Below are 15,435 nucleotides of genomic sequence, written 5' to 3'. Positions count from 1 at the left end.
TCGAGATCATGCACGAGAACATCGGCGAATTACTGACCATAGACGATATGGCAGAGGCGGCCATCTACAGCAAATTCCACTTCTCCCGGGAATTCCAGCGGGTGACCGGCGTCTCACCGAGACGCTTCCTGTCCGCCATTCGCATCGAGGCCGCCAAGCGCCTGCTCCTCGAGACGGACTGCACCGTGACCGAGATCAGCCACCGCGTCGGCTACAACAGCGTCGGCACCTTCAGCTCACGGTTCGCCAGCAGCGTCGGCACCTCGCCCACGATGTTCCGCCAGTTACGCGGCTTCACCAACCGCATCGAACTCGACACCCGGCGCTGGAACCAGCCGACGGAACTCGCCACCGTCCGCGGCGAGGTCCGGGCGTGCGACACCGAACGGCTCGGCCGCGTCTTCGTCGGACTCTTCCGCACCCGCATCCCCGAGGGTCGGCCGGCCGCCTGCGCCGTGCTCCCCCGCCCCGGCTCGTTCCTCCTCGAACACGTGCCGGCCGGGACCTGGTACCTGCTCGCGCACTCCGTCCCGGCCTCCTGCGAGGAGGTCCTCACCGACGAGGCCTCCGTCGGCTCGGTCGGCCCCATCGAGATCAGGACGAACGTCCCGGTGGATCCCCTCGAACTGCACCTCCGCCCCGTGCGCGCCCTCGACCCACCGGTCCTGCTCGCGCTGCTAGATGTCCGGGCAGCGGCCATCTCCAGGAACAGCGAGCTACGCGAGGCCGGCTGAGCGGTCGTCGGTGAACGCGGCGTACGGCCCGGAACTCCGGCTCCGGGCCGTACGCCTGACAGTTCGTCAGGCTAACTCTCCTGCTGCGGCGGGGATGAGCGACGGGTCCTCCTGGAGCCGGGCGAGCTGCTCCGGGTGCTGGAGGAGCGCCGGCATGGAGTGACTGAGGGTGTGGCGGGTGGTCTCGTTGCCGGCTACGCCCAGGAGCAGGAAGTAGTTGTCGAATGTCCTGCGCCGACAGCGGCACGCCGTCCCGCGGGGTCTCGTCGACCGATCTCGACCGGGCGGCGGCCACCGCCGCCCGGGGCATCTTCTTCAACCAGGGCGAGATGCGCACCGCCCCCTCCCGGCTGCTGGTGCACCGCTCCGTCGCCGACCGGGTCAGCGAGGCCGTCGTGGCCCGCGCCCGCGCCCTGCGGGTGGGCGACCCCCTCGACCCCGCCACCGAGACGGGCGCCCGGTCGGCGAACACCACCTCGACCGGGTCCTCGGCCACGTCCGCACCGCCCTCGACGACGGCGCCCGCCTGCGCACCGACGGCGCCCGCACCCTGCCCCCGGCACCGGCGGCGCCTCTCGCCGTCGCCACACGGGATGGGCCTGAGTCCCCGGTCCGGGGCTCCGGACCGGTGACTCAGGCATCCCGGTTGGCGGGGTCCGCGTCACCGGCCGCGGAACCGCGCGGGGCGCTCAGGCCCGTCGTCGCACCGCGATGAACACCGCGCCCAGCACGCACGCGGCGGCGGCGGTGACGTAGGCGAGGTGGTAGCCGGCGAGCTGGTCCTCACGGGTCGCGGCGACCAGCACCAGCAGCGCCACGCCCACGCTGGCGCCGATCTGCTGGGTCACCACGTTCACCGCCCCGGCGACGGCGTGCTGCCGCTCCGGGACGCCGGAGAGGCCGGCGGAGGTCATCGAGGGGAAGTTCAGCCCCTGGCCGATGCCGCTGACCACCAGTCCGGGCAGCACGTGCAGCAGGTAGTCGCCGTCCTGCGGTGTGCCCAGCCACAGCCCGGTGCCCACCCCGATCAGGACGAGGCCGACGGCCATCAGCGTCCGCGGGGAGTGCCTGGCGAGCAGCCGGCCGGTGGCGAAGTTGGCGGTGAGGAACACGGCCAGGGACATCGGCACCAGGGCGATGCCCGACTCGAACGGCGAGTAGTGCAGCATCCCCTGGAGGTACAGCGGGGCGAAGAACAGCATCCCGACCGAGCCCGTGTACTGGAGGAACGCCGCCAGGCTCGCCTCCCGCACCGAGTTGGTCCGGAAGAGGCCGAGCGGGAGCACCGGGTCGGCGGTGCGGTGTTCCCGGACGACGAACAGCACCAGGAAGAGCACGGCGGCGGCGAGGACGATCCACGCCGAGGCGCCACCGGTACTGACGCCGACGACGAGCAGGGTGAGGCCGAGCGTGCCGGTGATCGCACCGGGCAGGTCGAGCCGGCCGCGGTGGCCGGCGCCGTCGGGCAGTCCGACGCGCGTCGCGGCCAGCACCCCGAGCCCGACCAGCACCGAGAACCACAGCACCGAGCGCCAGCCGAGGAACTCGGTCAGGACGCCGCCCAGCAGCACCCCGCCGCTGAAGCTCGCGGCGCCGACGGCCGCGTACACCCCGAAGGCCCGGTTGCGTGCCGGACCGGCCGGAAAGGTGTCGGTGAGCAGCGCCAGCGCGGCCGGGCCCGACAGGGCGGCGCCGATGCCCTGAACGGCTCTCGCGCCCAGCAGTGTCACGGTGTTCGGGGCCGCCGCGCCGACCAGTGCGGACACGGTGAACAGCGCGACGCCGACCTCGAAGACCCGCCGCCGCCCGAGCACGTCGGCCAGCCGGCCGCCCACCAGCAGGAAGCCGGCGAAGGTGACGGCGTAGGCGGTCATGACCCACTGGAGCGCCGTCTCGTCCAGGTGGAAGCGCTCTCCGACGGACGGCAGGGCGGCGTTGAGCACGCCGAGGCCGCTCACGTCCAGCGCGAGTGCCCCGGCCAGCACGCCGAGTGCCAGTCCCGGCCGGCGGACCGGGGCGGCCGGGGCAGGTCCGGGTAAGGAGCTCTCGGCGTCGGCCGACGCCGCGTCAAATTTGTCAACTGCCATGCGGACAGCTTGCATTGGCTGCTCATCCGCTGTCCACTCCGCCCCGGCCCGCAAAACGGCACTGAATGGTACCGTCCCAGGAGATCGAATCGGACACTTTGTCGATCAAATCTCGCCACTGCCGCAACCGGAGCGCGAAGTGCGCAATCCTGGAGTCGAGAAGTTCCCCACCCGAACGCGCGGATGAAACAGCGCTGCCAAATCCCAGCAGCGAGAATGCGCGACAGCTCCGCCGGCACGGCGTCCTGCGCGCCGGTGAGAATTCCACAGTGAGCCGCCGATCCGCGATCACTCCGGTCACCCTCGTAGCATCCCGTCCCCCACACGCGTTGGCGAGTCACGCGATCGGCGCTCCGCTTCCTCCCTCCTGCCACGAGAGGAGCAGTGCCGCCCGACCGCGAGCCCAACCGTGTCATGTACAGGCCTATACCTGCGGCTCTCCTTCGTGGCCGAAATTCCCCTGGTGCGAAGGAACCGTCAGTCCCCCCCCTGCGAACGATCGGCTGTGAAGCTCCAACCGTCCATTCCACCCGCCCTGTCGAGGGAGTCGCCATGCCCCAAGAGCGCGCAGCGCGAGACATATCCGCCGTCACGGATTTCCTGCTATCCCGCTTCGCCGAGCTACTGGACGTCTCCGCGAGCACCGTGGACCGGTGGGCTCCGATGCACCGGTACGGACTGGACTCCCTGAAGTCGGTGAACCTGGCGGCCGCCCTGTCCGAGTTCCTCGGCTGGCAGGTCCCGGCCACCTGGATGTGGCAGTACCCGACCGTCGACGGGCTGGCCCGCGCCCTGGTCGAGGGCCCGCGGGCCGCGGAGCCCGTCCGGAGCACCGAACGCCGCACTCCCACCCACGAACCCGTCGCGGTCGTGGGCATCGGCTGCCGGTTCCCCGGCGGGCCGGACCCGTCCTCGTTCTGGCGGCTGCTGACCGAGGGCGGCGACGCCGTCGGACCGGTGCCGGCCGCGCGCCGCGAGCTGCTGAACGACCGGGTGCGCTGGGGCGGGTTCATCGACGACATCGACCGCTTCGACCCGCTGTTCTTCGGCATCTCGCCCCGCGAGGCCGTCCAGATGGACCCTCAGCAGCGCCTGGTCCTGGAGCTGTCCTGGGAGGCCCTGGAGGACGCGGGCATCGCACCGCACAGCCTCGTCGGCAGCGACACCGGCGTGTTCATGGCCTCCTGTTGGGGCGACTACGCCGCCCTGGCCCACTACCGCGGCCCCGACAGCCAGATCACCCCGCACACCGCGACCGGCATGCACGACGGCATCATCGCCAACCGCGTCTCCTACGTCCTCGGCCTGCAGGGCCCCAGCATGGCCATCGACTCGGCCTGCGCCGGGTCGCTCGTCTCGGTGCACGTGGGCTGCCAGTCGATCTGGCTGGGCGAGAGCGACCTGGTGCTGGCCGGCGGCGTGAACCTGAGCTTCGTCTCCGACTACTACACCGCCATGGACCAGATGGGCGCGCTCGCCCCGGACGGCCGCTGCAAGTCCTTCGACGCCCGGGCCGACGGCTACGTCCGCGGTGAGGGCGCCGGCGTCGTCGTGCTCGCCCCGCTGAGCGTGGCGCTCGAACGCGACCTGCCGGTGTACTGCCTGATCAAGGGCAGCTCCTCCAACAACGACGGCCCCAGCAACGGCATGACGGCGCCGAACCCCCAGGCCCAGGAGAAGATGCTCCGCACCGCCTACCAGCGGGCCGGCATCGCCCCCCACCTCGTCGACTACATCGAGTGCCACGGCTCGGCGACACCGCTCGGCGACCCGATCGAGGCCAACGCCATCGGCGCCGTCCTCGGCGGCGACCGCGCGGAGCCGCTGCGGCTCGGCTCCGTCAAGTCCAACGTCGGCCACCTGGAGGCGGCCGCCGGCATCGTCGGCCTGGTCAAGCTCGCGATGTCGATGCGCAACGGCGTGCTGCCGCCGAGCCTGCACTTCAGCGCGCCGAACCCGCAGATCCTCTTCGACGAGTACAACCTCACCGTCCAGGACCGGCTGGAGCCGTGGCCGCGGCGCTCCGACGCCCGGCGCGGCGGCGTCAGCTCCTTCGGGTTCGGCGGCTCGATCTGCCACCTCGCCGTCGAGGAACTGCCGCGCCCCGAGGCCTCGCTGCTCCTGCTGGCCGCGGACTCCGCCGAGGAGCTGGCCGAGCGGGCCCGGGCGGTGCGCGACGCGGACGACCTGCGCGCGCTCTGCCGCCGCACCCCCGGCGACGGCCCGTTCCGGCTCGCCGCCACCGCCCGCGACATGGCCGAACTCCGCGGCAGCCTCGACGCCTTCGGCGACGGCGCGGACGCCCCCGGGCTGAGCGTCGGGGAGGTCGGGACGGCCGACGGGAAGGCCGGCCACAGGCCGCGGGTGGCGTTCCTGTTCTCCGGCAACGGCTCCCAGTGGGTCGGCATGGGCCGTCAACTGCTGGCCGCACAGCCCGTGTTCCGCCGCTCCATGATGAGGTCCGACCGGCGGATGCGGGAGCTGCTGGGCTTCTCGCTGGTCGAGCAGCTGCTCGACCCCGACGGCCGCCTGGACGACATGGACGTCTTCCAGCCGCTGCTGTTCTCCCTCCAGGTCGCGCTCGCCGAGACCTGGCGCTCGCTGGGGGTGGAGCCGGACGTCGTCGTGGGGCAGAGCGTCGGCGAGTTCGCCGCCTCCCACATCGCCGGCGCCCTCGACTTCGAGGACGCCTCCCGGCTGGCCGCCCACCACGGCCGGCTCCTCCAGCTGCTGGCCGTGGGCCGCGGTGAGGGCATCGTGGTGATGACCCCCGCGGAGGAGGTGCTGTCGCACCTGACCGGCGGGCTCACCCTCTCCGGCCGCAACGGCCTCGGCTCCACCCTCGTCACCGGCACCCCGCAGGAGATCGACGACCTCGTCCTGCGGCTGACCGAGGCCGGTGTCACCAACCACCGGGTGCGGATGGGCCACGCCCCGCACTCCGCGCTGGTCGACCACGTCCTCGCCCCGCTGAAGGCCGAGCTCGACGGCATCCGGCCCCGGTCCACCCGCATCCCGATGATCTCCACCGTCACCGGCGAACTCGTCGACGGCGCGGAGCTCGGGCCGGACTACTGGGCGGACAACCTGCGCCGGGAGATCCGGATGGTCGACGCCCTGACCGCCCTGCGCGACCACGACGTCGACGCCGTGGTCGAGCTCAGCCCGCACCCCCTCCTGCTCAAGTCGGTCTCGGAGATCCTCCCGACGGCGGCCACCCTGCCCTCCCTGCGGCGCGGCGCCGACGAGGCCGCCACCCTGCTCGGCTCGCTCGGCGCCCTGTACACCGCCGGGCTCCCCGTCGCGGCCCACCCGTTCCTGGCCGGCGACCGGGGCCGCCACGTCGCGCCGAGCCCGGGCGACGCCGCCGCCGACGGGCAGCTGCACCTGGTGCCCGTCACCGCCCGGACCGCCGAGGCGCTGGCCGACACCTGCCGCGAGCTGTCCAACCACGTCGAACGCGACCCGGCCCTACGGGTGTCCGACCTCGCGTACACCCTCTCCGCCCGGCGCAGCCACCACGGCCACCGGATCGCGCTGTTCGCCCGCGACCGGCAGGACGTCCTGGACGGGCTCGCCCGGGTCGCCGCCGGCCGGCCGCACCCCGACGTCGTCACGGGTACGGTCTCCGGCAACGCCGACCGGCGGGTGGCGCTGGTGTTCTCCGGCGGCGGCACCCAGTGGGTCGGCATGGGCCGCGAGCTGCTGCGCTCGCACGCCGGCTTCCGGGCCCGGATGACCGCCTGCGACGCCGCCGTCCGCGCGGCCGGCGGGTTCTCGGTGCTGGAGCTGCTCGCCGCCCCGGCCGAGGAGGCCAGGTACGAGGAGATGGACTTCCAGCAGCCCGTGCTGTTCGCCCTGCAGGTCTCGCTGGCGCAGGTCTGGCTCGACCTGGGCATCGAGCCGGCGGCCGTCGTCGGCCACAGCCTGGGCGAGGTCGCGGCCGCCTGCGTGGCCGGTGCGCTGTCCCTGGAGGACGCCGCCCGGGTCGTGGTGGCCCGCTCGCACCTGCTGGAGCGCAAGGCCGCCGAGGGCGCCATGATCTCGGTCGACCTGCCGGAGGAGGAGCTGCGGCCCCGGCTCGCCCCGTACGCCGCGCACGCGGCCGTCGCCGTGGTCAACAGCCCCACCAGCGCGGCGGTCTCCGGCTCGCCCGAGGCCGTCGACGCCCTGGAGGCGGACCTCCGGCGAGACGGGGTCTCCGTCCGGCGGATCCGGGTCGAGCGGCCGGTGCACAGCCCCGGCATGGACCCGCTGCTCGAACCGCTGCGCGCGGGCATCGACGGCATCACCCCGCTGACGCCGGACATCCCCTTCCACTCCACCGCCCTGGCCGACACGGTGAACCCGGTCGCCGACGCCGACTACTGGGTGCACAACCTGCGCAACCAGGTCCGGTTCGCCGAGACGATCGGCGCGCTGGTGGACCGGGGCGTCTCCACCTTCGTCGAGATCGGCCCGCACGAGACGCTGCGCGGCGCGGTCGAGGAGATCGGGCTGTCCCGCGGCACCGAGGTGCACGCGATCAACTCCCTGCGGCGCGGGGAGAGCGACGTCCGCTGCCTGCTGGGCGCCGTCGCCTCGCTGTACGTCAGGGGGCTGCCGCTGACCTTCGACCCGCTGTTCGGCGACGACGTCGAGGTGGTGGAGACCCCGCTCGTCCAGTGGCAGAAGGAGCGCTACTGGATCGACACCGAGCCCCGCCGTGAGGCCGCGCCCGCCCCGGCTCCGGCCCCGGCCGTCCGGACCGCCCCGGTGGCCGTCACGGCTCCCGCCGAGGCGCGGCCGGTCGAGAGCCCGGTGGCGGCGGACCGGCCGGTGGCGGAGGTCGTCCTCGCCGAACTCGCCGACGCGCTGGGCGTGCCGGTGAGCAGGTTCGACACCGCGGCCGGCCTGCGCGACTTCGGCCTGGACTCGATGCTGGCGATCCGCCTCGTCAACCGACTGCAGGCCGTGCTCGGGCACCGGGTGTCGCCGGTGGTGTTCCTGGACGGGCGCTCCATCACCGAGGTCGTCGCCCACTTCGTCGGGCTCACCGCCGGACCGGCCGCAACGGCACCCGCCCCCGTCGCTGCTCCCGCTCCCGTCGCGGCGCCCGTCACCGCTCCCTCCCCGGCCCGGCCGGACCGGAGCTTCCTGGCGGACCTCTCCGAACTGGACGCCGAGGAGCTGCTGGAGGAACTGGACGCGCGCGGGCTGCTGGAGGCCACCGGCGCCCCGGCGCTGGAGCAGCTGCGCGCCGGCGGCCTCGGCCTCGAGGTGGCGCCGGCCTCGCACGGCCAGGCCTCGCTGTGGTTCATGCAGATGGTCGCGCCGGACGCCGTGCCGTACAACTTCATGGTGACCGCCCGGATCCGGGCCGCGGTCGACGAGGAGGCCCTGGAGCGCGCCGTCCTGGCCGTGCTGGAGCGGCATCCCGCGCTGCGCACCGTCTTCGTGGAGGCGGGCGGCAGCCCGTACCAGGTCATCCTGGACGAGCCGGTGTACGAGTTCCTCGTGGTGGACACCGCCGACCTGGACGACGAACAGGCCCGCGAGGAACTGGCCGGGTACGGGCACGAGCCGCTGGACCTGGACAACGGGCCGCTGGTGCGGATCGTCCTGATGCGGCGCGGCCCCGCCGACCACTACCTGCTGGTGCTCGTCCACCACATCGCCTCGGACGCGGCGTCGGCCGACGTGATGATCCGCGAGATCCAGGAGTACTACGAGGGCGCCGACCCGGCCCGCAGCGCGCCGGTCGCCCCGTACACCGAGTTCGTCGAGTGGGAGCGGCAGTGGCTGGCCGGGCCAGCCGCCGAGGCGGCGCTGGACTGGTGGTCGCGCAGGCTCGCCGACCCGCCCGCCCACCTCGACCTCTCCGACAAGGAGCGGCCGCCGGGCGTCACCTACGAGGGCCGGGACGTCGCCTTCCGCTGGAGCGCCGAGGAGACGCGCCTGCTGCGGGAGTTCGCGGTGCGCGAGGGCGTGTCGGTGAGCACCGTCGTGCTGGCCGGGTTCTTCGCCACGCTCAACCGCGCGGTCGGCACCGAGGACTCCGTGCTGGCCACCGCCATCGCCCAACGGGCCGAACCCGGCTGGGAGTCCGCCATCGGCTACTACCTCAACACCGTGCTGGTGCGGGCGAACCCGACCGCCGACCGCAGCTTCCGCGAGCTGCTGCGCGAGGTCCACGCCTTCTCGCTGGGCCTGCTGGAGCACATGAACTACCCGCTCGACCTGCTGGCCTCCCAGCTGAAGCCGCCGCGCGCGGAGGGCCGCTCCCCGTGGTTCGACGTGGTGGTGAACTGGCTCTCCTCGGACGCCTTCCCGCGCTCCGTGAAGCTCTTCCACGGCGTCGGCGACACGCTCACCCCGGACGGCGCGCTGCCGCTCGAACCCCTCCAGGTCCGCCGGCACCTCGCCAAGTTCGACCTGGAGATCTCGATGGCCGACATCGACGGCCGGGTGGCCGGCCACGTCCAGTTCAAGCCGGCCTACCTGGAGCGGCGGACCGTGACGGCGCTGCTCTCCCTGTACCGCACCGTGCTCTTCGACTCGATCGCCCGACCCGACCAGGCCCTCGGCGCCGTCGCGCCGGCCGGCCTCCCCAAGGAGACGGACCGTTGACCGAAACCCTGCACTCCGAGTTCATCGCCCAGGCCGTCAAGAACCCCGACGCGACGGCGGTCTACTCCGACGCCGGCGTCCTGAGCTACGGCGAACTGAACGACCGCTCCCGCGAGTTGGCCGAGCGGCTGGCCGCCGACGGCGCCGGCCCGGGCGTCCCGGTCGGCATCTGCGTCGAGCGCACCCCCGACCTGCTCGTCGCCGTCCTGGCCGTCCTGCGCACCGGCTCCTGCTACCTGCCGCTGGACCCGAACTACCCCGCCGACCGGCTGGCCTTCATGGTCCAGGACAGCGGGACCCGCCTGCTGCTCACCACGCCCGCCTCCCGGGGCAACTGCCCGCCCGGCGCGACCGTCGTCGTGCTCGGCGAGACCGTGACGACCGAGCCCGGCGCGAAGCCGGTGGCGGTCGTGCCCGAGGACACCGCGTACGTCATCTACACCTCGGGCTCCACCGGCCGGCCCAAGGGCGTGGCCGTCCGGCACGCCGGCGCGGTGGCGATGCTCGCCGCGATGGACCGGGTCCTGGAGGGCTGCGACCTGAGCGGCGTCTCGGCGGCGAGCTCGATCTGCTTCGACATGTCCGTGATGGAGGTCTTCAACGCGCTCTGCCGCGGCGGCGCCGTCGTGCTCGTCGAGAGCGCCGTGCACCTGCCGGAGAGCCGGTACGCGGACCGGATCACCCACCTGACCGTCGTCCCGTCGGTCATGAACGGCCTGCTGGACGCCGGCGCCCTGCCGCCGAACGTGCGCTCGATCGTGTTCGGCGGCGAGGCGCTGCGCCGCAAGCTGGTGGACCGGGCCTACCGGGAGACCGGCGCCGTACGGGTGTTCAACGCCTACGGCCCCACCGAGGGAACCGTCTTCTGCTCCTTCGGGCTGGTGCCCGAGGACGGCACCGACGAGCCGACCATCGGCCCGCCCACCGCGGACGCCGTGGTCCACGTGCTCGACGAGGACCTGCGGCCGGTGCCGCCCGGCCGGCCCGGCGAGCTCTACCTCGGCGGCGTCGGCGTCGCGCACGGCTACGTCAACCGGCCGCGCACCACCGCCGAGCGCTTCCTGCCGGACCCGTTCCGCGAGGGCGGGCGGATGTACCGCACCGGGGACCTCGTCGAGTTCACCGAGGACGGCGAACTGCGCTTCCTCGGCCGCTCCGACCACCAGGTCAAGCTGCGCGGCTACCGGATCGAGCTGGAGGAGGTCGAGGCCCGGCTGACCGCCTGCCCCGAGGTCCGGGAGGCGGCCGCCGTCGTCCGGGGCAACCGGCTCGTCGGCTACGTCGTGCCGGCGGGCGACGGCACGGCCCCGAACGGTACGGCGCAGGACGGCACGACGCAGGACGGCCCCCGGCTGGACGCCGCGCTGCAGAGCGCGGTCACCGGACGGCTCGCCGCCGAACTGCCCGACTACATGGTGCCCGCGACCCTCGTCCTGCTCCCCGCCCTCCCGCTGGGCCCGGGCGGCAAGCTCGACCGCGACGCGCTGCCCGAGCCGCCGGCCGCCACCGGCGGGCCGCTGACGGCCGCCGGTACGCCGACCGAGGTGGCGCTGTCGGAGATCTGGGGCCAGTTGCTCGACCTCGAACCGTCGGCCATCGACGTGCAGTCCGCCTTCTATGACCTCGGCGGCGACTCGCTGCTGCTCGTCCGCCTCGCCCGGCTGATGACCCGGCGCTTCGACCGCCGCGTCCGCGTACCCGACCTCTTCAGCTTCCGCGACATCGCCTCCCTCGCCCGCTGGCTGGACGACGAGAGCGGCGCCACCCCCGAGGTGGTCGAGTCCGCCCGCCAGCGCGCCAGTGCCCGCCGTGCCGCACTGCGCGGCCGCGGCGCCGCCGGTGGCGGTGCCGGCGGACGCTGAGCACCCCCTGCCCGACCCGTAGCCAACGAAGCCGACGAAGCAGGAGCCTTCCCATGACCGACAGCCCCGAGCAGGAGTACGACCCGGGTGACGTGGCCGTCATCGGCATGTCCCTGCGGGCGCCAGGCGCCCGCACCAAGGAGGAGTTCTGGGACAACCTCGTCCACGGCCGGGAGTCCGTGTCCTTCCTGACCAAGGACGACATCCACGTCGACGAGACGCTGATCCACAGCCCGTTCTACGTACGGGCCTGCGGCGTGCTCGACACGTACGACAAGTTCGACCCGTCGGTCTTCGGCATCAGCGACCGGATGGCCGCCAGGATGACCCCGGAGAACCGGCTGTACCTGGAGAGCGCGTGGGAGTCGCTGGAGGACGGCGGCTACGACCCGGACCGGCTCAAGGCCGAGGTCGGCATGTACGGCGCCAACAACCCGCAGACCGCCGCGCAGTACAGCTCCCCGCCGGACCGGGTGTCGGTCGGCCCCGAGGCGATCGAGGCCAGCCTGGCGTGGTCGCCGGACACCATGACCTCCAACGCGCTGTACTACATGGGCCTCACCGGCGAGGCCGTCACCGTCGCCGCGGTCTGCGCGGGCTTCCACTACGCGGTGCACCTGGCCTGCCAGTCGCTGCTGCTCGGCCAGAGCGACATGGCGATCGCCGGCGGCGCGCTCGTCCGCCTGCCGCACCCCCGCGGTCACCTCTGGGAGGAGAACCGCATCCTGTCGCGGGACGGCCACTGCCGCCCGTTCGACGCCAACGGCACCGGCACCGCGCTGTCCAGCGGCGTCGTCACCGTGCTGCTGAAGCCGCTCGGCCGAGCCGTCGCCGACCGCGACCACGTCTACGCCGTGGTCCGGGGCTCGGCCGTCAACAACAACGGCGTCAGCGCGATGGCGTACGGCCTGGCCCAGCCCGAGCGGCTGAGCGCCTGCATCGCCGCCGCCATGGAGGTGGGCGGCGTCACCCCGGACACCGTGTCCATGTACGAGGCGAACGGGCTCGGCCTGCCGATGACCGACGAGCTCGAGGTGCACGCGGCGACCATGGCGTTCGGGAAGCAGACCGCGACCACCTCGATCGGCGGGGTCAAGGGCAACGTGGGCCACGGCGGCGTGGTGTCCGGAGGCTTCGGCGCCGTCAAGGCCGCGCTGGCGCTGTACCACCGGACCCTCCCGGCCACGATCAACCTGACGGAGGTCAACCCGGACCTCGACTTCCCCAGCACCCCCTTCGTGCCGCAACTCGAGGGCGCGCGCTGGGAGCCGGAGGCCGGCATCCGCCGCGCGGGCGTCACCTCGATCGGCGGCGGCGGCTACAACGCCCACCTGCTGCTGGAGGAGGCGCCGACGCCCGCCGAGCGCGCCCCCGAGGAGGCGGGCAGGCCGTGGCTGGCCACCCTGTCCGCCATGGACGACGACGCGCTGGCCCGTCAGCGCACCCGGCTCAGGGAGCGGCTGGAGGCCGACCCGGGCCTGCGCCTGGACGACGTCTGCTTCACCCTCAACCTCGGCCGCAAGGTGATGGCCCGCCGGTGGGCGGCCGTGGTCCGCAGCCGCGAGGAGCTGATCGCGGCGCTGTCCGAGGACGGCGCCCGCGGCCCGGCCACCTCGACCGCCGCCGCCCCGCGGACCGACCCGGACGCCTTCTCCCGCACCGGCGAGGGGATCGTGCCCGCCGGCCGGGACACCGGGGCCCTCGCCGAGCTGGCCGCCGCCTGGGTGACCGGCCGGCAGGTGGACTTCGACGCCCTGCACCTCGGGGCGGCCGGCCGCCGGGTGCCGCTGCCCACCTACCCGTTCCAGCCCCGCCGGTTCTGGCGCACGGACTGGTGAGCATGAACCCACCGACGACCGCACCCGCACTGGACACCGTGGACCTGGGCGATCCGGCCACCTTCGCGGACCACGACCTCGACGGGTTCTGGCGCACCCTGCGGGACACCGCGCCGATGCACTGGAACCCGCCGGCCGGCGGCCGCCCGGGGTTCTGGGTGCTCTCCCGCTACGACGACATCATGGCCACCTACCGGGACAACGTGAACTTCACGTCCCAGCGCGGCAACGTGCTCGTCACCCTCCTGGAGGGCGGCGACGCCGGGGCCGGCCGGATGCTGGCCGTCACCGACGGGCCCCGGCACCTGGAGCTGCGCAAGATCCTCCAGCGGGTGCTCTCCCCGAGGGTGCTCGACGAGGTCGCGCTGACCGTCCGGACCAACACCCGGCGGTGGATCCGCGAGGCCGTCGAGTCCGGCGGCTGCGACTTCGCGGAGCGGATCGCCAGCCGGATCCCGATGACCACGATCTCGAACCTGCTCGGCGTGCCCGAACGGGACCGGGACTACCTGCTCTCGCTGACCAGGACCGCGCTGTCGGCGGACGACGAGGACGTCGACGAGGTCGACTCCGAGATGGCCCGCAACGAGATCCTGATGTACTTCATGGACGTCGTCGAGGAGCGGCGCGAGTCGCCCGGCGAGGACGTGATCAGCATGCTGATCGGCAGCGCCATCGACGGGGTGCCGCTGTCCGACGAGGACGTCGTGCTGAACTGCTACAGCCTGATCATCGGGGGCGACGAGACCAGCCGGCTGACGATGATCGACTGCGTCCGCACCCTCGCCGCCCAGCCCGAGCAGTGGCGGCGGCTCAAGCGGGGAGAGGTCGCGGTCGAGACCGCGGTGGACGAGGTGCTGCGCTGGGCCTCGCCCACGATGCACTTCGGGCGCAGCGTCGAGCGGGAGACCGAACTGCACGGCGTACGGCTGCGGCCGGGCGAGATCGTCACGCTCTGGCACGCCTCAGGCAACCGGGACGAACGGGTCTTCGCGCGGCCCGGGGTGTTCGACCTCGGCCGCACCCCCAACAAGCACCTGGCCTTCGGCTACGGCCCGCACTTCTGCGTCGGCTCGTACCTGGCCAAGGTGGAGATCGCCGAACTGCTCAAGGCCCTGCGGGACTTCACCCTCGGGTTCGAGCAGACCGGCGAGGCGCTGCCGATCCGGTCGAACTTCCTGACCGGGTTCTCCACCATGCCGGTGCGCTTCGAGCCCGACCGCTCCGGACTGGAGGCGCCGACGGAGGACTGAGGGACCGGCAACCACCCGACCAGCGACCGCGGGAGTGCGGATGAACATCTACATGTCAGGGCAAGGGGCGTTCGCGGTGCAGGTCGCGGAAGCCCTGCTGGACAACGGGCACAAGATCGTCGGGGCGGCCGCGCCCCGGCTGCGCAAGGGGAAGTCCGACGAGGGCGACGCGATGTCCTGGGACCGCCTGCGCGCCTGGGCGTTCCCCCGGGACATCCCCTGGACGGACTCGGCCGAACTGCGCGCGACGCACGTCCCGGACGGGGTGGACATCATCCTCGCCGCGCACTCGCACGCCTTCCTCGGCCGCCGCACGCGGGCCAGGGCCGCCGTCGCCACCATCGGGTACCACCCCAGCCTGCTGCCGCTGCACCGCGGCAGGGACGCGATCCGCTGGACCATCCGCGACGGCGACAAGGTGACGGGCGGGAGCGTCTACCACCTCACCGAGCGCACCGACGGCGGCCCGCTCGCCGCCCAGGAGCACCTGTTCGTGCCGCCCGGCTCGACCGCGCAGAGCCTGTGGCGCGACCACCTGGCTCCGCTCGGCGTACGGCTGCTGCTGAAGGTGGTCGCCGACCTCGCCGCGGACCGGCGGATCGAGGTCCCCCAGGACGAGCGGCTGGCGACCTGGGAGCCCGCGATGGACACCCAGCCGCTGTTCAAGCCCGAGCTCATCGCCCTGCCGGGCTCGGTGCAGGTCGACAGCGACAAGTGGGCGCTGCACGAGGTCTGAGCACCGCGCCGCACGAGGTCTGAGCAGCGCGCACCACTTTCGACAACCGCATCGATCCACCAACTCAGCAGGTGTCCCCGGGTGTTCGGCACTCCGGGGGCACCTGCGCGCGTTCCGGCAGGTCACGCCGCCCGGCTCGACCGGCCCGCTTCAACAGCTGAGATGAATGGCTCGGGCATGTCCATTCACACCACTTGACGCACCGTCATGAGCGAGGGCAGACTCGCCTGGCGTCGACATCAGCTCATATGAATCGACTGGGTACTTCCATTTCACGACAGCCGACGGCCGCCTCTGTGCCGCGCCCCGTCCGTCC

Annotated in this window: 8 protein-coding genes and 1 pseudogene; 7 read left to right on the top strand and 2 right to left on the bottom strand. The window is 73.1% G+C overall.

Annotated features, from left to right (window positions below):
- Window positions 1–8: 8 nt before the first annotated feature.
- Window positions 9–734, top strand: a complete 726-nt coding sequence (locus ACIQ87_RS00720; protein ID WP_402399989.1) for a helix-turn-helix transcriptional regulator — start codon at window positions 9–11, stop codon at window positions 732–734.
- A gap of 75 nt (window positions 735–809) precedes the next feature.
- Here the strand turns inward: ACIQ87_RS00720 and ACIQ87_RS00715 are convergent.
- Window positions 810–1,014 (bottom strand): annotated as a pseudogene (locus ACIQ87_RS00715) (cytochrome P450); the annotation flags it as partial.
- Between the two features lie 28 nt (window positions 1,015–1,042).
- Between ACIQ87_RS00715 and ACIQ87_RS00710 the strand changes: the two are divergent.
- Window positions 1,043–1,366: an aldehyde dehydrogenase family protein gene (locus ACIQ87_RS00710; RefSeq protein WP_402399987.1), complete on the top strand. Its 324-nt coding sequence runs from the start codon at window positions 1,043–1,045 to the stop codon at window positions 1,364–1,366.
- A gap of 57 nt (window positions 1,367–1,423) precedes the next feature.
- On the opposite strand, the gene ACIQ87_RS00705 is transcribed toward ACIQ87_RS00710, so the two are convergent.
- On the bottom strand, window positions 1,424–2,821 hold the full coding sequence (locus tag ACIQ87_RS00705; RefSeq protein WP_402399452.1) for an MFS transporter: 1,398 nt from the start codon (window positions 2,819–2,821) through the stop codon (window positions 1,424–1,426).
- A gap of 552 nt (window positions 2,822–3,373) precedes the next feature.
- On the opposite strand from ACIQ87_RS00705, the gene ACIQ87_RS00700 reads away from it, so the two are divergent.
- Genes ACIQ87_RS00700 through ACIQ87_RS00680 form a run of 5 tightly spaced genes read left to right on the top strand, consistent with a single transcriptional unit; the run spans window position 3,374 to window position 15,119 of the window.
- Entirely contained in the window at window positions 3,374–9,430 is a 6,057-nt protein-coding gene (locus tag ACIQ87_RS00700; RefSeq protein WP_402399449.1) for an acyltransferase domain-containing protein, read from the top strand.
- Window positions 9,427–11,292: an amino acid adenylation domain-containing protein gene (locus ACIQ87_RS00695; protein WP_402399448.1), complete on the top strand. Its 1,866-nt coding sequence runs from the start codon at window positions 9,427–9,429 to the stop codon at window positions 11,290–11,292. The genes ACIQ87_RS00700 and ACIQ87_RS00695 overlap by 4 nt, the downstream gene beginning before the upstream one ends.
- Window positions 11,293–11,345: 53 nt before the next feature.
- Window positions 11,346–13,130, top strand: a complete 1,785-nt coding sequence (locus ACIQ87_RS00690; protein WP_402399445.1) for a beta-ketoacyl synthase N-terminal-like domain-containing protein — start codon at window positions 11,346–11,348, stop codon at window positions 13,128–13,130.
- A 2-nt stretch (window positions 13,131–13,132) separates the two neighbouring features.
- Window positions 13,133–14,383 carry a cytochrome P450 gene (locus ACIQ87_RS00685; RefSeq protein WP_402399442.1) on the top strand — a complete coding sequence of 417 codons (1,251 nt, stop codon included), beginning with the start codon at window positions 13,133–13,135 and terminating at the stop codon, window positions 14,381–14,383.
- Window positions 14,384–14,423: 40 nt separating this feature from the next.
- Window positions 14,424–15,119 carry a formyltransferase family protein gene (locus ACIQ87_RS00680; protein WP_402399440.1) on the top strand — a complete coding sequence of 232 codons (696 nt, stop codon included), beginning with the start codon at window positions 14,424–14,426 and terminating at the stop codon, window positions 15,117–15,119.
- Window positions 15,120–15,435 lie beyond the last annotated feature (316 nt).

It is taken from the genome of Kitasatospora sp. NPDC096204 (genome assembly GCF_044763205.1).
Classification (GTDB): Bacteria; Actinomycetota; Actinomycetes; order Streptomycetales; family Streptomycetaceae; genus Kitasatospora.
The sequence above is the reverse complement of the archived record's forward strand: the minus strand, read 5'-3'. Positions and strand labels throughout refer to the sequence as shown.

Excerpts from the sequence above, each read along its gene's own strand:
- ACIQ87_RS00720 (WP_402399989.1), top strand. The coding sequence starts at position 9 with ATGCACGAGAACATCGGCGAATTACTGACCATAGACGATATGGCAGAG.
- ACIQ87_RS00700 (WP_402399449.1), top strand. The coding sequence starts at position 3,374 with ATGCCCCAAGAGCGCGCAGCGCGAGACATATCCGCCGTCACGGATTTC.
- ACIQ87_RS00690 (WP_402399445.1), top strand. The coding sequence starts at position 11,346 with ATGACCGACAGCCCCGAGCAGGAGTACGACCCGGGTGACGTGGCCGTC.
- ACIQ87_RS00705 (WP_402399452.1), bottom strand. The coding sequence starts at position 2,821 with ATGGCAGTTGACAAATTTGACGCGGCGTCGGCCGACGCCGAGAGCTCC.
- ACIQ87_RS00680 (WP_402399440.1), top strand. The coding sequence starts at position 14,424 with ATGAACATCTACATGTCAGGGCAAGGGGCGTTCGCGGTGCAGGTCGCG.
- ACIQ87_RS00685 (WP_402399442.1), top strand. The coding sequence starts at position 13,133 with ATGAACCCACCGACGACCGCACCCGCACTGGACACCGTGGACCTGGGC.